General features: G+C 37.9%; 18 protein-coding genes and 1 pseudogene. 2 read left to right on the forward strand and 17 right to left on the reverse strand.

Annotated elements, in window-relative coordinates:
- Positions 1–100: 100 nt before the first annotated feature.
- The 15 genes and pseudogenes from kduI (KS419_RS07760) to KS419_RS07830 all read right to left on the reverse strand — a co-directional run bounded on the left by kduI (KS419_RS07760) (position 101) and on the right by KS419_RS07830 (position 14,190).
- Positions 101–932: pseudogene (gene kduI / locus KS419_RS07760) on the reverse strand (5-dehydro-4-deoxy-D-glucuronate isomerase).
- 410 nt (positions 933–1,342) lie between these two features.
- Positions 1,343–2,095, reverse strand: coding sequence for a 2-dehydro-3-deoxy-D-gluconate 5-dehydrogenase KduD (kduD, locus tag KS419_RS07765; protein WP_343215038.1), 753 nt, complete (start codon positions 2,093–2,095; stop codon positions 1,343–1,345).
- Positions 2,096–2,193: 98 nt separating this feature from the next.
- Entirely contained in the window at positions 2,194–2,958 is a 765-nt protein-coding gene (locus tag KS419_RS07770; RefSeq protein ID WP_217065604.1) for a DeoR/GlpR family DNA-binding transcription regulator, read from the reverse strand.
- A gap of 532 nt (positions 2,959–3,490) precedes the next feature.
- Positions 3,491–4,246 carry an IclR family transcriptional regulator gene (locus KS419_RS07775; RefSeq protein ID WP_217065606.1) on the reverse strand — a complete coding sequence of 252 codons (756 nt, stop codon included), beginning with the start codon at positions 4,244–4,246 and terminating at the stop codon, positions 3,491–3,493.
- A 254-nt stretch (positions 4,247–4,500) separates the two neighbouring features.
- On the reverse strand, positions 4,501–4,953 hold the full coding sequence (locus KS419_RS07780; RefSeq protein WP_217065608.1) for a NanQ anomerase/TabA/YiaL family protein: 453 nt from the start codon (positions 4,951–4,953) through the stop codon (positions 4,501–4,503).
- A 39-nt stretch (positions 4,954–4,992) separates the two neighbouring features.
- Positions 4,993–5,769 (reverse strand): 2-dehydro-3-deoxy-D-gluconate 5-dehydrogenase KduD, encoded by a 777-nt coding sequence (kduD, locus tag KS419_RS07785; protein ID WP_217065609.1) that lies wholly within the window; start codon positions 5,767–5,769, stop codon positions 4,993–4,995.
- 2 nt (positions 5,770–5,771) lie between these two features.
- On the reverse strand, positions 5,772–6,440 hold the full coding sequence (locus tag KS419_RS07790; RefSeq protein ID WP_217065612.1) for a bifunctional 2-keto-4-hydroxyglutarate aldolase/2-keto-3-deoxy-6-phosphogluconate aldolase: 669 nt from the start codon (positions 6,438–6,440) through the stop codon (positions 5,772–5,774).
- Between the two features lie 27 nt (positions 6,441–6,467).
- Positions 6,468–7,298 (reverse strand): 5-dehydro-4-deoxy-D-glucuronate isomerase, encoded by an 831-nt coding sequence (gene kduI, locus KS419_RS07795; RefSeq protein ID WP_217065613.1) that lies wholly within the window; start codon positions 7,296–7,298, stop codon positions 6,468–6,470.
- Positions 7,299–7,327: 29 nt separating this feature from the next.
- A complete protein-coding gene (gene kduD / locus KS419_RS07800) occupies positions 7,328–8,080 on the reverse strand; it encodes a 2-dehydro-3-deoxy-D-gluconate 5-dehydrogenase KduD (protein WP_217065614.1) in 753 nt (250 codons plus the stop codon).
- A 28-nt stretch (positions 8,081–8,108) separates the two neighbouring features.
- Positions 8,109–9,110, reverse strand: coding sequence for a zinc-dependent alcohol dehydrogenase (locus KS419_RS07805; RefSeq protein ID WP_217065615.1), 1,002 nt, complete (start codon positions 9,108–9,110; stop codon positions 8,109–8,111).
- Positions 9,111–9,136: 26 nt separating this feature from the next.
- A complete protein-coding gene (locus tag KS419_RS07810; protein ID WP_217065617.1) occupies positions 9,137–10,087 on the reverse strand; it encodes a sugar kinase in 951 nt (316 codons plus the stop codon).
- A gap of 129 nt (positions 10,088–10,216) precedes the next feature.
- Entirely contained in the window at positions 10,217–11,521 is a 1,305-nt protein-coding gene (locus tag KS419_RS07815) for a TRAP transporter large permease (RefSeq protein ID WP_217065619.1), read from the reverse strand.
- A gap of 39 nt (positions 11,522–11,560) precedes the next feature.
- Complete coding sequence (locus KS419_RS07820; RefSeq protein WP_217065622.1) at positions 11,561–12,043, reverse strand: TRAP transporter small permease; 483 nt, start codon at positions 12,041–12,043, stop codon at positions 11,561–11,563.
- A 27-nt stretch (positions 12,044–12,070) separates the two neighbouring features.
- Positions 12,071–13,168 carry a TRAP transporter substrate-binding protein gene (locus tag KS419_RS07825; RefSeq protein ID WP_246593716.1) on the reverse strand — a complete coding sequence of 366 codons (1,098 nt, stop codon included), beginning with the start codon at positions 13,166–13,168 and terminating at the stop codon, positions 12,071–12,073.
- Between the two features lie 53 nt (positions 13,169–13,221).
- Positions 13,222–14,190: a C-terminal binding protein gene (locus tag KS419_RS07830; protein ID WP_217065624.1), complete on the reverse strand. Its 969-nt coding sequence runs from the start codon at positions 14,188–14,190 to the stop codon at positions 13,222–13,224.
- 2,043 nt (positions 14,191–16,233) lie between these two features.
- On the opposite strand from KS419_RS07830, the gene KS419_RS07835 reads away from it, so the two are divergent.
- Positions 16,234–16,587, forward strand: coding sequence for a hypothetical protein (locus tag KS419_RS07835; protein WP_217065626.1), 354 nt, complete (start codon positions 16,234–16,236; stop codon positions 16,585–16,587).
- 117 nt (positions 16,588–16,704) lie between these two features.
- Here KS419_RS07835 and KS419_RS07840 read toward each other — a convergent pair whose 3' ends face one another.
- The gene (locus tag KS419_RS07840) at positions 16,705–17,202 is read right to left on the reverse strand and encodes a GNAT family N-acetyltransferase (RefSeq protein WP_217065628.1); all 498 of its coding nucleotides are present in this window, start codon (positions 17,200–17,202) and stop codon (positions 16,705–16,707) included.
- Positions 17,203–17,676: 474 nt separating this feature from the next.
- Between KS419_RS07840 and KS419_RS07845 the strand changes: the two genes are divergently transcribed.
- Entirely contained in the window at positions 17,677–18,669 is a 993-nt protein-coding gene (locus KS419_RS07845) for an NAD(P)-dependent alcohol dehydrogenase (RefSeq protein WP_217065629.1), read from the forward strand.
- On the opposite strand, the gene KS419_RS07850 is transcribed toward KS419_RS07845, so the two are convergent.
- Positions 18,662–19,573: a hypothetical protein gene (locus KS419_RS07850; RefSeq protein ID WP_217065631.1), complete on the reverse strand. Its 912-nt coding sequence runs from the start codon at positions 19,571–19,573 to the stop codon at positions 18,662–18,664. The two genes, KS419_RS07845 and KS419_RS07850, sit on opposite strands and share 8 nt — an antisense overlap.
- Positions 19,574–19,630 lie beyond the last annotated feature (57 nt).

A 19,630-nucleotide genomic window follows, 5' to 3' on the forward strand; every position in this document is an offset into this window, starting at 1 on the left:
CATTATTTGAATCAGATTCCAACACCGTTCTGTGACTTCCTCTCCTTCCTGAAAAATATTATTTATTTCTTTTCTATAGGCCATTTTCCAATAGGATAGTTTATTTCAAGTCTTCCATCCTCACAAAATCCATATCTTTAAATGTATAGTTTTCTCCGGCCATCGCCCAAATAAATGTGTAGTTATTCGTTCCCACACCTGAATGAATCGACCACGGAGGTGATAAAACGGCATGTTCATTTTTAACTATCAGATGCCTTGTCTCGTTTGGTTTTCCCATAAAATGGAATACCCTCGATTCCTGTTCCATATCAAAGTAAAGATATACTTCCATCCGACGGTCATGTACATGGGCAGGCATCGTATTCCACATATTATTGGGTTCAAGCAACGTCATTCCCATCATTAACTGACAACTTTGAATCCCCTCGGAATGTATATATTTATAAATCGTGCGGTTATTTGATTCTGCATCCGAGCCTAGTTTTGTTGGCTCTGCATCTACTATTTGGAAGTACTTTTGTCGGGTACTCTTTATGTGCTAAAGCAGAAACAAAATAAAATCTTGCTGGTTTAGATGGGCTCTCACTTTGGAATGTCACTTCTTCTTTTCCTAAGCCAATATACATACAATCCCTCTTGTTTAGGCTATACTCCTCCCCATCCACAGTTACTGTGCCTTTTGATCCAATATTGACGATTCCAATTTCACGCCTCTCTAAGAAGTAATCTGTTCTTAAGGAGTTACCAGCATCTAATTTTAATACACTAGTTGTTGGAATCACTCCTCCCACTACCACACGGTCATAATGGGAATAAACCATGTTAAGTTCTCCAGAGACGAAAAGTGATTCTAGTAAAAACTCACTTCTCAATTGTTCTGTCGTATAGTGTTTAACTCCCTCTGGATTAGCTGCATATCTACTTTCCATTTCATATCACTCCTTTTTTATTAGTTACCCTGACAATACATGTAATGTGCTGTCATCCGCTACACCTAACTCCCTTTCACGCAAGGTACAAGTGCGACATCCGTCCCTACTTCACTCCGTTCGCACTCACGGTGTCTTCTTTGCCTGCGGAAGATTCACGAGCCTCCTCGGCTCTCCGAGGGGATCCAAGATGCTATACCTCGGGGTCTCGTCCGGCTCGTTCTTCCGCGGGAGTGTCGTGGGATTACGCTCATCCAGTATGATAAACACTTTATTTTCATTCGCCATGGTATGATTTTTCACATTTGATTATTGGGTTCTTTAAAGGACAATGTTGGATTTGAAACAAGTTGATTGAAACGTAGGTACTTACTGTCTCTTCCTTTACAAACATTAATAGAACTTTTCGATTAGGAACTCATCCATCCTCCATCAACACAGAGAACGTGACCTGTCACATACCTTGATGCTTCGGAAGCAAGGAACACCACTGGACCCTTTAGATCGTCTGGTGTCCCCCATTCCCCTATAGGAATACGGGATGTTATAAAGTCATTTCTAACCTCGTTCTCCCGTAACGGTGCGGTATTATCCGTAATCATATATCCCGGGGCAATGGCATTGACACTAATTCCCTTACTTGCCCACTCATTTGCCAAAGATTTCGTTAATCCTGCCACGGCATGTTTTGTTGCAGTGTAGGCAGGAACCCTTAACCCCCCTTGAAAAGATAGCATGGATGCGATGTTTATTATTTTCCCCTCACCATTTCCGAGCATATGCTTTCCTACTTCTCTACTTAACCGGAACACAGAATTTAAGTTGACCTGTACAACATCATCCCAATCTTGGTCGGAGAAATTTTCCGCTTCTTTTCTGCGGATTATTCCAGCGTTATTGACCAGAATGTGTATTTTCCCTGCTTCTTGAATAGACTCAGTTACTATTTTGGTAACGGCATTTGCTTTAGATAAATCACCTTTAATTTCATAAAACTTTTGACCTAATGCTTCAATTTTTTTCCGTGTTTCCGACATGTCACTAATACCAACACCAATGACATCTGCTCCAGCTTCCGCAAGACCTACAGACATCCCTTGCCCTAGTCCTCGACTGGCTCCAGTAACCAGCGCCGTTTTACCCATTAGAGAAAAAGATTGCACTCCTACATTACCTCCCTTTTCTTCTAAAATAGTTCATTTATGTTCACTTAGGTTCGATTATATCACTTATCGAAAATTCTAACAATTTATTTCGGATATTATCTATCCGCCAAAATTACAGAAATATCATTTTCTTCTAATTGTTCCTTTATTTTCTTCTGCAAACTTGAATTTGTAATTATATCGTCAATGTCGTCTAAAGGGGCAAATTGTATTAAGGCTACTTTTTCAAATTTACTAGAGTCCGCCAATAAAGTAACATGATCGGCACATTTGATGATTTGCCGCTTCCAATCTGCATGGATACTATCAAGTACAGTGAGCCCATGCTGAATAGATACACCAGTTGTTCCGAAAAATAATCGGTTAACTCGTATTCTCTTTAACAATTCACTAGCTTCTGAACCAAAAAGGGAGGAAGATGTTCCAATTCTACTTCCTCCTAATACAATTAACTGAACTTTCTCTTTGTCCAATAACACTGAAGCTATCCTTATATCATTCGTAATTACCGTAACTGGTATTTCCCCAAACAGGCTCGCCAACGCCAGAGTAGTACTTCCACCGTCCATTAAGATAGTTTCCCCAGGTTTGATATGCTTAACAGCCTCGTTTGCAATTAGTCGCTTTTCATCACTTTTTAAAGATTGACGTTCTTCAATCGGAAAAATTCTTGTATCTTTCTCTGCAAGCATGGCTCCACCATGAATTCTCGTGAGTAAGCCCCTTTGTTCTAAGGTCTCTAAATCCAAACGAATGGTTTTTTCAGTTACTCCCAAAATTTTACTCAGATCAGAAACCTTAACAATATTTTTTTTCTCTATTTGGTGCAGTATCTCTTCATACCGTTCAACAGATAGCATTCGAAAATCCCCCAAAAATCATATTCTTATATAATTATCGAACAAAAACAAACATTTGTAAACACACAAAAATGCCAGTCCTCGAACACTGGCTAATTTAATAACAATCGATTTGCAACTGAATGAGGTAGAACTCCAAACCTGCTTACCACATTTTTATTACTAACGAAACGAATCTTTTAAAGGCTGACGTGATGTGGCAGATCTATGAGGACAGTGATATAGGGTTTACGAAGAGACAGTTGAGGTCTAACTTTTTGTGAAGGCGGTTCGTATGGAGAATATTAAAACATAATCCCGAAAAACCATGCTACATTAACAAGAAAAGCGCAAGCGCCTTTGGTCACGAGCCTAGGGCAGTGGAGGAATGACAACCTGAAGTCCGCTCTTTGACTTCAGTTGTCACTTCCGAAGTGCCCCGCAGCGATATAAGAAGCAACTGAAAAAGTTTAAAACCACTTCTGGAATTTGACTTTTGGAGCACCGCATACTGTCATTATTAACGATAGTTTGTAACTCCTGTTGTGGTCTTTTAATACCCTAATTGACGAGAAATAGCAAGAGATGTTCTATGCACTTTCTCTTTTAATTCTTTCTCTATTCGTTCTATTGTGATCCGATTACTTGGCCCTGAAATGCTAAAACTTGCAACTACTTTTCCTCTCGAGTTATAAATAGGACCAGCAATACAACGAACACCCTCTTCAACCTCTACATTATCTAGTGCATAACCTTGTTTCTTTACTGTATCAATTTCTTTTACTAATCCTTCTACTGTTGTAATGGTATTTGCAGTTTTAGCTTCAAATTTAATTCTAGAGACTACGTCCCGGAATCGCTTTAACTCCATATCTGCAAGGATTATTTTCCCAACACCGGAACAATAAAGTGGTCTGCGCCTCCCAATTTGTGAGTACATCCTGATGGTTTGATTACTTTCAATTTTGTCCACGTATAAAACTTCTTCCTGGTCTTCAACACATAAATGTATAGTTTCACTCACATCATTTGACAGCTCTTCTAGGAAAGGTTTTGAGATATGAATAATATCTAAGTTATCTAATAAATTTCGTGATAAATAAACTAATTGGAAGCCAAGCTTATACTTTTCACTTTCCTCATCTTTAACAACGTAGTTCATGTTATGTAGAGTAGACAACAGACGATGAGTTGTGCTTTTAGTTAAATTTACTTTTTCGGCTAGCTTTGTTAATTGTATCCCATTAGGATACTTCGATAAGACGTTCAAGATTGTCAAAGTCCGTTCGACAGACTGTACATTTTGCATCCTATTTGATCTCCTTTAGAATGAATGTATTTTAAATACAAGAGATTGACGTTTTCAGTAACTCTATGTTACTAGAATATATTTAATCTGTAGATAAAAGCAAGTTGAGAATTATTTCGAATAAAGAAATTCCAGTTAAGACAATCCTGTCATACAACTGAATGAGAATGTTTTGCCATATTGTAATAAAACTATTCTACATTTGTAAATTTAATACCCCCACCCTAAAAGGGTAGGGGATTTTTGGAATTATACTATTTTATCTTCACTTTAGGCACAATTTTTCTAACCATTTCTTTTTCTTTTGATAGGAGCCCAGTCATGTGAGTGTCCTCAGGGTAACATACCATTACATCCCCTGGTTTCAACGTAACCATTGATGTTATTTCCCCGTCAAACAGAACAACATCTTCTGAATCATTATACTCCTCAATAACAGTCTGATTTGAAGTGTGATCTATCGCAATTCTTTCTGTTCCCTGTAGAATATAATGGAAATCTAAATACTTTCGGTGAGCTTCCCAAAAGCCATCTTTAGTTTCTTTCGTTTCGAATTCATTAACTTCAAAAAAGAACTCCTCTGAATCTTTGTGCACCCCTGTAGAATAGTCATCAAAGTTTGTTTCCCCTAAAAACTGAAGCCCCTTTTGTAGATGTTCAACAGAATAGTATTTATTTTGCAAATCTACTAGTTTACCAGTAATCATAGTTTATGGTCACCTTTCTGTTAGGACATATCAAGAATCTTAACGGGCTAACCAACCACCATCAATAGCAAGAATATGTCCATTCATATAATCCGATGCTTGACTAGAAAGGAATACAACCACACCCATTAAGTCAGATGGTTGTGCCCAACGCCCTGCCGGGATACGTGATAGGATTTCTGCATTGCGCTTTTCATCTGCACGAATTGGTGCTGTATTATCAGTTGCAACATACCCAGGTGCTATTGCATTGATTTGGATGTTGTTTTCACCCAACTCATTAGCAAATGCCTTAGTAATCCCCGCAACAGCATGTTTACTAGCTGTATATGGCGGAACAAACTTTCCACCCTGAAATGAAAGCATAGATGCGATATTTATAATTTTTCCACTCTTCTGCTCAACCATTACCTTTGCTACCTCTTGGCTAAGGAAATAGACAGAATTTAGGTTGATTTCCATGACTGCGTCCCAATCCTCTTGCTTATACTCAAGTAATGGAGAACGACGGATTGTCCCAGCATTGTTTACTAAAATATCAATCTTCCCATAAGTATTTACACATTCAGAAACTACCTCTTTAATGCTCTCTCTTTTAGTTAGATCTGCTTGGAAGAAAGCAACCTTACGTCCAGTCTTATGAATAAGTTCTCTTGTTTCATCCCAATTTCTATCGTATGTGACAATAAATAAGTCTGCACCTGCTTCCGCTAGGGCAACAGCATAGCCCTGACCTAAACCAGTATTTCCTCCTGTAACAATCGCAACTTTATCTGTTAATGCAAAGAAGTCTAAAGAAAATTTTTGTAAGCTCAATGTTATATCTCCAATCCATTATTTATTTTTCTTGCAATCCTTACTTTTTCCACATATTGACGTGCAATAGTTGTTACTTTCCCATAGTCACCATCAGCCTTTGCGGCATTAACTAAATTGCCACCTATTCCTACAGCAATAGAGCCATTTTCTATCCATTCATTAATATTATCTATACTAACTCCACCTGTTGGCATAATGTTAACCTGTGGTAATGGTGCTTTCACAGCCTTAATAAAATCAGGACTCACAGAACTTCCAGGGAAAAGCTTAACTACATCTACTCCATAAGTAAGTGCCTCTTGCATTTCCCCGATTGTAAGACAACCTGGCATATACGGAATTCCATATAAGTTACATAACTTAGCTGCTTGTTTATTGAAAGCAGGACTAACAACAAAGCCAGAACCTGCTAAAATAGCTAATCTAGCTGTAGTTTCATCTAGCACTGTACCTGCCCCAACAACAACAGTAGGATCTTGTTTATATGCAGAGACTAAATACTTAATAACTGAATCCGCTTCAGGGGTCGTATACGTAATTTCAACACAAGTTATTCCACCTTTAATACATGCCTCTGATATATTAATTGCTTCTTCAGAAGTATCTGCCCGTATCACCGCTACAATGCCTGCATCAGAAATACGCTGCAATGTATTCAGCTTTTTCATTCTACTTTCTTCCCCTCCTCTACAAAACTATCTAAGTTCTTCCATTTTCACATGATCCATATCGGTAAATTGCTTATTTTCTCCCGCCATAGCCCATACGAATGTATAGTTGCTCGTTGCAGATCCACAATGAATTGACCAAGGAGGGGAGATTACTGCCTGTTCATTTTTCATCACAAGATGCCTAGTTTCGTTAGGCTGCCCCATCATATGAAACATTCTCGCATTTTCATCTAAGTCAATATATAAATAGACTTCCATTCTACGATCATGGGTGTGGGTAGGCATTGAGTTCCAAACACTTCCAGGTTTTAATTGGGTCATCCCCATAACAATTTGGCAACTTTGAATCCCATTATCATGAATCATTCGAGTCAGGACACGTTCATTTGCACTTTCTGGTGACCCTAACTGATCACCTTCAAAGTCGTTTAAGGAAACTTTTTGAACTGGATATTCCTTATGAGCAGGTGCAGAAAACAAATAATACTTTGCAGGTTCACTTGCAGAATCACTTGAAAACACAAGATTCTTCTGGCCTTTCCCTACATATAAGCAATCCTTTTTTTTCATTTTATATTCTTGACCATCCACGGTTACTTTACCGGAATTACCTACATTAATTATCCCAACTTCCCTACGTTCAAGGAAATAGTCTGCTTTCAGCTCATCATTCTCTTCTAAAACAATTGCATCCGTAGTCGGTGTGACACCGCCCACAATCGTTCTATCTTCCATTGAATAGACAAGCTTTGTTTCACCATTTATGAATAATTTTTCAATTAAAAAATGCTGACGTAATTGTTCCGTATTAAAAGTCTTTACATGGTCTGGATGTGTTGAATATCTTTTTTCCATCAATAAAACCTCCAATGGTTAATATGTGCTTATCTTCCAAGCCATCCGCCATCAACTGCAATCGTAAATCCATTCACATAATCAGATGCAGCTGAAGCTAGAAAAATAACGGCTCCTTTCATGTCTTCCGGGCTCCCCCATCGACTTGCAGGGATACGTTCTAAGATTTGTCTGTTTCTTACCTCATCTTCTAACAATGCAGTATTCATTTCTGTTGCCATATATCCTGGAGCAATGCAGTTTATGTTAATTCCATGTTTAGCCCATTCATTAGACAGAGATTTCGAAAATTGCATAACTGCACCTTTACTCGCAGCATAGGCTGGAACAGTCATTCCACCTTGGAACGAGAGAAGAGAAGCGATATTAATTATTTTTCCATGTCCTTGCTGTAACATGAGCTTTCCAATCTTTTGACACATAAAAAAGACTGCATTAGCATTAACGTCCATAACAAAGTCCCAATCTTCTTTTGGAAATTCCACAGATGGATGCCGTTTTTGAACTCCAGCATTATTTACTAAAATATCAATGTGGCCCATCTCCGAAGTGATTTTTGCAATAAGATCATCATATTTATCGAAATTCTGCAGATCAAAACTAATTCCGATTGCTTTGCCGCCTTCTTGTCGAATTTCCTCAACAACTTCATCAGAAACAGATCTTCCGATTATCACTACATCGGCCCCAGCAGAAGCTAGACCAACAGCCATATCTTTTCCTAAGCCTCTAGTACCACCTGTTACGACGGCTACTTTACCACTCAGATCAAATAATTTCATATATTAATTCACTCTCCCTTCTAGAAGCCTAAAATTTGTACATTACTTTTATGGCATCAGTTGGAGTTGTTAATAAATCAAATCCTTTTTGTGCCTCTTCAACAGGTAACACATGTGTAATAAGCCTTTCAAACTCAGGTGCTGAATTTAGAAGTTCCCCAGCAATTTCAAAGTCTCGATTTGTATACACTCTTGTGAAACTCATCGATAATTCTTTAAACATTCCCTCGAGTAGATTAACTTCAGCTGGTTTTTTATAAGCAGCCAACACTACAACTCTCCCTCTAACTTTTACTACCTTTGTTGCTTGTTGGATAACTGAAGGATGCCCAGCACAGTCAAACACAAAGTCACTCCCTGTACCATTTGTCATTTCCCTCACTGTCTCGTGTACATCCTGAATCATTGGATTAATACAATGAAATCCAAGCTCTTTCGCTTTTTTCAGTCGCAGCTCGTTGGGCTCAACTACCATAATATTGGTAGCACCGTAGCTTTTTAATGTCATGGCGACACATAACCCAATCGTGCCAGCACCATATACGACCACGTGATCACCTGGAATGTATTCCCCTTGTCTAGCTGCATGGACAGCAACTGCAACAGGCTCCATTAGAGCACCAAGCTTTAGAGAGGTGTCGGCTGGTAAAGGTGCGATTCGTTCAATAGGAGCAATGACATACTCAGCCATACCTCCATTACAATCAATTCCTACTAGATGAAGTGTTTCACAAACATGGCTCTGACCTGTTAAACATGGTTTGCATTTTCCACAAGTAAGTAAAGGATTTACCGTAACTGGTGTTCCCTCAGAAAATGTTGGGTGACCTTTAACAATCGTACCTGAAAATTCATGTCCCATAATTAATGGTGCTTTTGCTCTAGGATGAGCACCTGCATAGATATTCAAATCAGTACCACAAATACCAACATGAGATGTTTTAATCAGCACCCAACCTTCTTTTACTTCTGGAATGTCTTTTTCTTGTATAGATATAAGGTTCGGACCTTCATAAATAATTGATTTCATAGAAGACACCTCTTGCTAAAAGTTTTTTAGTGTTGTGATAAATTTATAAATTTATCTAACCTATCTCGAGTTGGTAATCCTTCGTTATCACTCGTTGAAAGGAGTTGAATAGCACCGATGGCGTTCCCTCGAACAACAGATTCCTCGAGGGACAAACCTTCGGCCAGACCGCTAATAACACCTACTGCAAATCCATCTCCAGCCCCAACTGTATCTACAATTTTATCTACCTTAAAGCCTTTAATGTATTTTCCTTCCATTTCCTTCCTTTTGATGAATGCCCCTTGTTCTCCAAGCTTTATGACAACAACTTTTACATTTCCCTTTAAATAAAAATCTGCAATATCTTCTGGTTTATCCAACCCGGTAAGAATGTGGCCTTCTGATATCCCTGGAAGAACTACATCACACTTTGCAGCTAAGTCATTTATATTTTTAATCATATCCTCTTTACTTCCCCATAAATTTGGACGGAGGTTCGGGTCAAAGGTAATACATGCTCCATTTCTTCTTCCTTCTTCAGCAAAATAGTACGAAACGGCCTTCGTTTTAGGAGACAATGCTAAGAAGATACCACTGAGATGAACATAATTAAAAGTGGAGAAGTCTACCTTCTGAATAGTATTTAAACTAAGATGGGTGGCGGCACTTCCTTTACGGAAGCTTGCTACATCCGGATCCCCTTCAGTAGTTTTTTCTTTTATTTGCAGTCCTGTTAAATATTCATTACTTTGATAAACAAAATCACTATGAATCTTTTCTTTTTCAATAAAATTCCTAATGGATTTTCCAATTGGATCATTTCCAACTTTAGTCGCATAATATACGTCATGATCTAACCTAGCTAGGCCTACACTTACATTTAGTTCGGCACCTGCGATTGATCTGGTGTATTTCTTCACATCTTCAAGAAGACCTACTTCGTCAGCAACAAATAATCCCATTGCCTCTCCAATTGTTATTATCTTTTTGCTCACTTAACATCTTCCTCACAAATAAAAATTTTCTCTTTAAGTTCTGATTGGTATAGCTGGCTGTTGAAATTAAAGACCCTGCTAAAAGAATTATTTTGGGGTTTACCAAAACACACTTTCAACAGGGACCTATTATTTCACTAATCCTAATAACTTTGGAATAGCTAGTGAAATCTCTGGATAAAAAGTTACAACTAAAAGTATTATTACTGTAATCCCATAGAAAGGAAGTAATGGTTTTACAACACTTTCAATTTTTAAGTTTGCAACCTTACTTCCTACGAACAGCACTGGTCCCACCGGTGGTGTAATCGTACCTATACATAAGTTGAAAACGATGATAATACCAAAATGAACAGGATCGATTCCAAGATTCATAGCTATAGGCAAGAATATTGGTGTAAATATTAATACAGCAGGAGTCGGATCCATAAATGTGCCGATGACTAGTAAAACTAAATTCATGATAAGTAGAATCATAATTGGATTTTCGGATAGACTTAATAAGGTTGCTGCAATCATGCCAGGGATATTTGTGAATGCCATTACCCATGACATAATCGAAGATACACCAATCATAAAAATAACAATGGCCGTTGTTCTTGTGGAGTCCAGTAATATTTTTGGCAAATCCTTTATTTTAATCGTGCGATAAATAAATGAAAGAAGTAATGCGTATACTACAGCAATAGCTGATCCTTCCGTAGCTGTGAATATTCCTCGAATGATACCTCCAATTACGATTACCACTAGTAAAAGACTTGGTATTGCATCTAAGAATACGCGTAATCCTTGCAAAAACGTAATTTTTTGATCACTCTTATACCCATGTTTTTTCGCAATGAAGTAAGCAACTACCATACAGCCAAGGCCCCATAATAGACCTGGTACATACCCGGCCATAAATAATGCTGCTATTGAAGTTCCTCCACTAACTAGTGCATATACAATCAATGTATTACTTGGAGGAATAAGCATTCCCGCAGGAGCGGATGCAATGTTCACAGCTGCACTAAATTCCCGTTTATATCCTTCTCTTTCCTGTAGTGGTGCCATTGTTCCTCCAACAGCCGCGGAAGATGCAACAGCAGAACCACTAATAGAACCAAAAAGCATATTAGCAACAACATTTGTATGTGCGAGCGATCCTGGCAATCTCCCAGTAAGAACTTTAGCGCAATTTACAAGCCGAATCGCAATCCCACCATTGTTCATAATAACTCCCGCCAATATAAAGAATGGTATAGCCAACAATGAGAATGTATTAATCCCTGTAAAAATTCTTTGAGTTGATGTTAGCAAGGATTTGTCTAAGTCTAAGATTGATGCCATTGCAACAACAGACCCAACACCGATGGCTACACTAATCGGCGTGCCGATTACCAATAAAAAACCAACGATAAGAAACAAAATTAATGCAACTTGAACCGCATCCATTTTTTACAACTCCTTCTTTCGCATAAAACCAAGCTGTGATTACGCTTCTACAGACTTCATTTTCTTAATAATTTCGACTATGTTATAGAGGCAGTAAAATAAGATTAACACTCCACTAATAGGTAAAGCAGAATATAAATAGCCAATTGGTACTTGAAGAGCGGCTGATTGTTGGGTCATGGTTAAATTAGTAGCAATGATTCCTCCCCATACGAGAACAAATCCGGCAAATCCAAAAATGACAACTTCGATAAAGATCTCAACCATAGTTTTAATTTTCAAGGGTAGCTTATCCTTTAAAAATTCTATTGCCATATGTCCCCGTTCTCCAAATACATAAGCAGATCCAAATAACACAAGCCATACAAATACAATTTTAGCAAGTTCCTCTGAGATAACACTTGGGTTATTTAGCACAAATCTAGTAAATACTTGCCACGTTACTAGGATTACAAGAAATCCTAGTAACGCTACACAAAATATTCCTAATACTTTATCCAAAGATTGTTTTATGAAATTCATACTAACTCACTCCAAAATTGTTTACTCTTAGTTAGCTGCTGCTTCTCGAACTTTCCTATATAATTCTTCAGCAGTTTCGCCTACTACTTTTTCTTTAATAAGAGGTGCCACTGCTTCTTGGAAAATACTAATATCGACATCATTGAACACTCCACCAGCTTCTTCAGCACGAATCTTCGCTGCTTCTACACCTTCATCCCAAAGTTTTACTTCTAAATCAATAGCTGCTACTAATTCTTCTTTAAAAATCTGTTGATGTTCTTCTGACATCCCGTTAAATAATTCTGCAGAGATGATCAAGTAATCAGGAATCATTAGATGTTGAGTATAAGAATAATAGCCTGCCACTTCTACATGGTTAAGATCTGCATAGATTAACTCATTGTTCTCTCCACCCTCAAGGACACCTGATTGGATTGCTGTATATACTTCACCTTGCCCCATCGGTGTACCAACACCACCCATGAGTTGCATCATTTGAATATTTGTATCGCTTTCCATAATACGAATCTTTAAACCTGCTAAATCTTCAGGAGTGTTTATTGGTTGCTTGTTATTATATACGTTACGGATTCCACCGTGGAAAGCACCCATCACTAACATACCTTGACCTTCCGTAGACTTAAATAAGTCACCTGTAATGTCTTCATCATTCAAAACCTTCATTTGGTGGTCTTTGCTGTCATAAACATATGGCAGGTTGAACACTGTGAAATCAGGGTTGAAGTTTTCCATTAAGCTACCGGCTACAATGGACATTGCAATCGTATCAGATTGTACTAGTTCGATCGTTTCACGTTGTGCACCTAACAATTCATTTGGGTACATTTCAATTTTGTATGCACCATTTGTTCTCTCTGCAAACTTTTCACCAAGTGCTTCCATGGCTTTATACTGCGGATGGCTTTCAGGTTGGTTAAATGCAACTTTTAACACCTTCTCTTCCACATCTGTGTTAGCGTTGTCATTTGTTGAATCATCGTTTGTTTCACTACCATTTGCTTCGCTACCAGCTGCGGAATCAGAATCAGAATCAGAATCAGAATCATTTGAACAAGCTATTAAAGCCACGGATAATAATAAAGCGGTTACAATTAATAAAATTAACTTCATGTTTACTTTCATGAGTAAACCTCCTAATGTTGTTTTTTATTTATGAAGATTAGATTCTATAATAATTAATAAAGTTTATTGATTGGATAGTGCACTTGTTCATTATTTAAGAATCTAAGGACTTCTTCAGACACTTTCCTTTTTAACTCTTTGGCAGACTCTTCAGAATACCAAGCCATATGAGGTGTGCAGACAAAATTCTTATGTTTAAAGAGAGGATGTTCCTTTGTCAATGGTTCATTCTCCGCTACATCTACTGCCGCACCAGCAATCCAACCTTCTGTTAATGCATGATCCAATGCTAGCTCATTTACTATCCCACCTCTCGATACATTAATTAGATAAGCTGTATCCTTCATTAATCGAAGTTCCTTTTCACCAATCAAATCATGAGCTGTTTCTAAAGGACAATGGATAGACACAACGTCTGATCTCTTTAAAAGGTCTTCTAAACTTACCATTTTTAAAAAATCCGGTACTTTTCTTGTAGTTCGATCTGTTACTTTAGGATCGTAGGCCAGAACTTCACACCCTAGAGCATGTACCTTTTCACAAAAAGCCGAACCGATTCTCCCGACCCCTATCACTCCTACGGTTTGTTCACTATGTCGGAAAACAGGCATACTTTTAGTAAAATCCCAAATCCCATTTCTCACATTGTCATTCATTTGGCCAATCTTTCTCGTGAGATTCAACATATGCGCTAGAGCATGATCTGAAACCTCCTGTGTTCCATAATCAGGAACATTACTTATTTGGACTCCGTATTTAGTTGCAGCTTCAATATCAATGGTATTTACACCAACTCCGTAACGAACTACTTGCTTTAAGTCAGGTAAATGAGAGAACACCTTGTCTGTTAATTCTGCATATTGAATTATCAATGAGGTTGCACCCTTACAGTTTTCAATAATATCTTTTTCATTTATGAATTGAGTCAATTCCAAATCTACGAAAGGTTTTTTTAGAATACTAGACTCAATATCAATGTTCTCATGATCACAGTCAGTAATAATAACTTTTGGTATTGACATGGGCCTTCCTCCACTTTAATACATATTGGTTTTAACGTCCCATAATGTGGAACGGTGTTCTATAAAATTAATTATAGCGCTTTCATTCTTAAAGTCAATGCAAATTTTTTTCAGTCACAAAATAGACCTATTTAAACTTAAAGTTTATAAGATGAATCAATTCATAATTTAATTGATTCAAAAAGACAACATATTCAGAAAATAGTGTACATCGTTTAATATATTTTTCCCTTAATGTTGATTTCTGTACTTAAGGATACTCGCTTTTCGCGGCAACGATTCAGCTTCCTGATATGAACGAAACTGTCAAGGTCCCTAATCTAGTATAGTGTTTATTTTTGGATAACTTTAAGTAGGTAATCGACAAATAATCCCCACCTGTGTTTAAGTGGGGATTGCAAAACTATTTAGTAAAAATGTCTCTAAATTGGATAGCATTTATGTTCCTCCTACGGGACTCCTTCTCCCATTGCCCTCGTAGGAACCAGTTTGCTATAATACAACCTGATTCGTCTCTCCCTTTGTCGCCTTCTGAACGAGAATTTGACATTAGATCCTCTTTAGCCTCTCCTAATGTCGCTTCCTCCTTTAGGATGCGACATTAGCTTGGTGCACGGCTGCTCTTTTGTCGCTTCCTCCTTGGAGGATGTGACATTAGATCGGGGCTCGGCATCTCTTTTGTCCCTTCCTCCTTGGAGGATGCGACATTAGATTGCCACACAGCATCTCTTTTGTCGCTTCCTCCTTGGAGGATGCGACATTAGTTCGGTTCACGGCATCTCTTTTGTCGCTTCCTCCTTGAGGATGCGACATTAGTTCGTTCCACAGCATCTCTTTTGTCGCTTCCCCCTTGGAGGATGCGACACTAGTTCGGTTCACGGCATCTCTTTTGTCGCTTCCTCCTTGGAGGATGCGACATTAGTTCGGTACACAGCATCTCTTTTGTCGCTTCCTCCTAAAGGATGCGACATTAGTTCGGTTCACGGCATCTCTTTTGTCGCTTCCTCCTTGAGGATGCGACATTAGTTTGGTACACAGCCTGTCTTTTGTCGCTTCCTCCTTTAGGATGCGACATTAGTTTGGTGCACGGCCTCTCTTTTGTCGCTTCCTCCTTGGAGGATGCGACATTAGGGCGGGACACGGCTCCTCTTTTGTCGCTTCCTCCTTCAGGATGCGACATTAGGGCGGGACACAGCATCTCTTTTGTCGCTTCCTCCCTGAGGATGCTACATTAGATTGCCACACCGCTTCTCTTTTGTCGCTTCCTCCTTGGAGGATGCGACAATAATTCGGTTCACAGCAACTCTTTTGTCGCATCATTCGGATCGGAACCAAGTGGTGACAATACAACCACCTGATTCTCCAAGATACTTACCTACCGCGTTTTTCCACGGGCATTAGATTTCGCTTTACCTCTTTGTTGTTCATTTGGTAATTTCCTATCTGGATTTGTAGGCTCGTAATTAGGTTTTCTACCTTGATGTTCAGACATGTTAACTCCTCCATCCAATTTGGGATTAATCTTTTTCGGTCAAACGAATTGATCCATTTATCTCACTGAAAAACTTTTGCATTCTTTAAAGTAACCAAAAGGTGTTAATTTATGCACATAATCCCACACAAGAGAGGGATATCAACAACGTCCAAAGCCTCTAATTCCAATAATTTTTACTTCTATACTAGATAAGCAAGAAAGGGTTTTATTTGGATATTTGGCCAATTCCCCTTCCCAATTTAAAAAGCAGGTAAATAAACGCACAAAAAACAAACCTTACACTGCTTAGTATTTCTGGTAATCACTACTATCCCCAACACTCCTAGGACTTTCCTTCTGAATTCCTCTAATTTGCCCCATTCATGTATCAACTACTGTATTCTTTTCTATAGTACTATCATCCTATTACTGTTTTAACTTAAAAAGTTGTTTCGCACTAACTCACAAACCAAAGGTCTGTGGTAGACCATCACTAATCCGAAAGACTATTTATTGTGAGCACATTTCTCTATCTAAATTCATCATCACTTAACGGAGGTTGAAAATGTATGAATGTCCTTTCTGAAATCTGGCCCCTGCTAATTCCTTTCTTTATATTTGGCGGATTGATTCTTTTCTTCTTCACTTGTGTAGCCGTCATAATCATTATTTTTATAAGCTATCACAAACCTGGCAAAAAAATTATTAGCGCCACCAAAAACCTGCAGCACGACCTAACAAACGAAAGTGTATCAGAATTTATTTCACTAATAACAAATGCCAAGCGTATTCCAAATCACCCCGTGTACTGGAATACATGTCGAGCAGCATACAGTCTCATCTCCTCAAGCGAAAATATTGATCGTCACTTGAAGGAAAATTTGAAGAAGGCCCTCCTAAGCAAGGGAGTGACCGGATTATAGACAATCGGAACCAGTTTGCTCAAAAAAAAGAACTTAAGATGTATTGTCCACTTACAATCGTTTTGTAGACAATACATCTGAGAACTTCTCCAATTCGAACCCCGTTGTGGAATTCAATCAGTCCATCGCCGATCTTAATTTGACCATGTTATACCAACGAACTCCACCATGTTGTGATTCTGAGATGCCATAGTTAACAAATCCAAATTTCTCATAAAAGGAGATTAACTCCTGTTTACACGTTAATGTGATTCCTTCTCTTTCATTGTCTATGACAAGCTCTTCTATTTTTCCAATCAAGATTCTGGAAATCCCTTGATTTCTAGCCCGCTTGGACACTGCTAATCCTAAAATACTCTGATATCCTCCTCTAATCTGGTTCTCTTTGATGTTCTCATACAAATCATCCGTTATGTAAGGTTGGTCGATGACAGGTCCATTGATATAACCAAGGAGCTCCCCTTCCTTTTCTGCCATAATAAAAGTATCAGGTATCAACCGAATCCTTTCCTCAAACGCATCTTTCGTGGCAGCTTCTTCTCTTGAAAACCCTTCATTCTCTATCATTAACAAGCGATCTAAATCGGTAGATTGAACATTCCTTAAAGCAATCATCTTTACAACCTCCATTGATATTACTACGTTCACAAAATCTGAGTCTATTGTATACAACCAACCATCTTATGACCAAAATCAGCCCTCCTTCAAAACTCTTTTTCTTCTTTTATACGCCTCCGGTATGAACAATTTTATCGTACGTCACTCTCCATTAAAATCTTTCGAAACAAGAGGCTTAAACTTCATCCGTCCATTATTTAAATAATCCTTTTAAAAATTCTGATAGGACATTCTCCCTGTGTAAAAGGATGATAACTCATACACTTTTTTTTGGAAACTAGTGATTGAATCCGTTTGAGTTTACGCTCATATTTAAAAGTGAAAGGTACACAGTTACCCGCCACGAACTCCTTACACGAACAGTGAAAATCGCGGAATATGTATTAAAAAAAATTTTTTTTTACAAATATGCCCTTAATTTTAGCGTATAATGAGGTAACTATTACGGAACGGTTAAAGGAGAGGATTGAGATGAAAGCGATCGTGTGTGAAAAATACGGGCCACCTGATGTCTTGAAACTTGAAGAAGTGAACAAACCTATTCCAAAGGACAGTGAAGTGTTAATTAGGGTTTTTGCTACATCTGTAAAATACGGAGATTTGATTGGGAGAAACTTCAAGGACGTCACCCCAGGTAAATTCAATATGCCATTCCTCTTCTGGTTTTTTGCAAAATTATATTTTGGATTCCGTACACCAAACATAACAATACTCGGAAGTGAGTTTTCTGGACGAATTGAATCTGTTGGAAAAAACGTCACATCATTTAAGCCAGGAGATGACGTTTTTGGATTTGTCGGTCAAAGCATGGGTGCTTACGGGGAGTATCTTTGTATCTCAGAGAAAGGGATTTTATCAACGAAACCGGAGAATATGACTTATGAGGAAGCCGCTGTCGTCCCTTATGGGGCTATCACGGCCTTAAATTTGCTTCGAAAAGTAAAGGTGAGTAAAGGGCAGAAAGTATTAATCATTGGAGCATCTGGGGGAATTGGGTCAGCTGCGATACAGATTGCCAACTATTTTGAGGCAGAAGTTACTGGCATTTGCAGTACCCCGGGAGTGGAATTTGTCAAGTCACTGGGGGCAGATAAGGTCATTGATTACACGAAAGAGGATTTTACTAAGAACGGTAAAACGTATGACCTTATTTTTGACATATTGGGAAAAAGCTCGTTTTCCGTTTGCAAATCCTCTCTAACGGAAAATGGAAATTATCTTTTAGCCAGCTTTAAAACAAAACAACTTTCTCAAATGGTATGGACTTCATTTTTTAGCAAAAAGAAAGTCATCTGTGCATTGGCACAGGAAAAAACAGAAGATTTGATCTTCGTCAAAGAGCTTATTGAGTTGGAGAAAATAAAGACAATCATCGATAAATCCTATCCGTTAGAGCAGACTGCCGCTGCCCATCAGTATGTTGAATCAGGCCAAAAAAAGGGAGAAATTGTTATAACTATTTAGAGACAGAAAGACAGGTCTTTTTTCCATCCCAGTCTGTACTCTGGGTCAGCACAGGACCTGTCCCCAAGTCCCTATTTATTGAACGGAAAACATATCCTCCAACTGCAATACTTATTATTTTAATGAAAAGGGAAAACAGGTGAAATAATGGGTTGCTAATTACCATCTTTTCCTTTCTGTTTAGCCATAGTTCAAATAAGTACAGGAAGACGACACTCATTGATTTCAAATACAACTTTTTAAAAACAACAGTGAATGTAAATATAACAGACATGATGTTCGTGTATATAAAGAGTGTGGTCATATGACTTCGATAAGGATTAAGAAACCAATTTTGTTTAAAAAGATAGGTCTTAAATAGCACCAATTGAAGATAATAGCCTAGGGTAGCCGTTGAAACAAAGATGGAAAGATACACCGTTATATATTGTATCCAACTATTATTTTTATCAATTAGTTGTTCACTCCATCTTTTTGCAACGAAATAAAAAATATTTAAACCAATTAATGTATAATATTCGGACCACCATCCATGCTTATAAACATTTAGCTTTAAAAAAAGTTTTTCAATGAAAAAGAAAAGGGTTGAGGAAAGTAATCCCCAAATAAAATTTAAACGGAAGATGGAAAGGAAAACACCTGATGTTGGTACAATAAGAAGTTGGGACATGTTTGCACCGAGTAAATTGTCTAAATAGGTTTTTTTTAAATATTTGGGCTTATAACGATATCCTTTTGCGAGAACAAGAACAAAAAAATCAAAAATATAATTAATTCCTGCATACGTCAAAAATAATGGATAAACAAAACGTTTTGTTTTAATATCAGAATTTCGGTACGTCGCCCCTAATAAAGCAATACTAAATAAACATATCAACATATAAGAAATTCTGTTCTTATTCAAAATGTGACCTCCAAAAACCCCTTTTCTATATCGTAGTTTTATCAATTTTTTAAAAGA

Origin of the sequence: Evansella tamaricis (genome assembly GCF_019042215.1) — a bacterium.
GTDB lineage: Bacteria > Bacillota > Bacilli > Bacillales > Salisediminibacteriaceae > Evansella > Evansella tamaricis.

What these genes read in the sequence shown, in the direction of transcription:
- KS419_RS07770 (WP_217065604.1), bottom strand. Translation starts at nt 2,958, where the DNA reads ATGCTATCTGTTGAACGGTATGAAGAGATACTGCACCAAATAGAGAAA.
- KS419_RS07775 (WP_217065606.1), bottom strand. Translation starts at nt 4,246, where the DNA reads ATGCAAAATGTACAGTCTGTCGAACGGACTTTGACAATCTTGAACGTC.
- KS419_RS07780 (WP_217065608.1), bottom strand. Translation starts at nt 4,953, where the DNA reads ATGATTACTGGTAAACTAGTAGATTTGCAAAATAAATACTATTCTGTT.
- KS419_RS07790 (WP_217065612.1), bottom strand. Translation starts at nt 6,440, where the DNA reads ATGAAAAAGCTGAATACATTGCAGCGTATTTCTGATGCAGGCATTGTA.
- kduI (WP_217065613.1), bottom strand. Translation starts at nt 7,298, where the DNA reads ATGGAAAAAAGATATTCAACACATCCAGACCATGTAAAGACTTTTAAT.
- kduD (WP_217065614.1), bottom strand. Translation starts at nt 8,080, where the DNA reads ATGAAATTATTTGATCTGAGTGGTAAAGTAGCCGTCGTAACAGGTGGT.
- KS419_RS07805 (WP_217065615.1), bottom strand. Translation starts at nt 9,110, where the DNA reads ATGAAATCAATTATTTATGAAGGTCCGAACCTTATATCTATACAAGAA.
- KS419_RS07815 (WP_217065619.1), bottom strand. Translation starts at nt 11,521, where the DNA reads ATGGATGCGGTTCAAGTTGCATTAATTTTGTTTCTTATCGTTGGTTTT.
- KS419_RS07820 (WP_217065622.1), bottom strand. Translation starts at nt 12,043, where the DNA reads ATGAATTTCATAAAACAATCTTTGGATAAAGTATTAGGAATATTTTGT.
- KS419_RS07825 (WP_246593716.1), bottom strand. Translation starts at nt 13,168, where the DNA reads ATGAAAGTAAACATGAAGTTAATTTTATTAATTGTAACCGCTTTATTA.
- KS419_RS07830 (WP_217065624.1), bottom strand. Translation starts at nt 14,190, where the DNA reads ATGTCAATACCAAAAGTTATTATTACTGACTGTGATCATGAGAACATT.
- KS419_RS07835 (WP_217065626.1), top strand. Translation starts at nt 16,234, where the DNA reads ATGAATGTCCTTTCTGAAATCTGGCCCCTGCTAATTCCTTTCTTTATA.
- KS419_RS07840 (WP_217065628.1), bottom strand. Translation starts at nt 17,202, where the DNA reads ATGATTGCTTTAAGGAATGTTCAATCTACCGATTTAGATCGCTTGTTA.
- KS419_RS07845 (WP_217065629.1), top strand. Translation starts at nt 17,677, where the DNA reads ATGAAAGCGATCGTGTGTGAAAAATACGGGCCACCTGATGTCTTGAAA.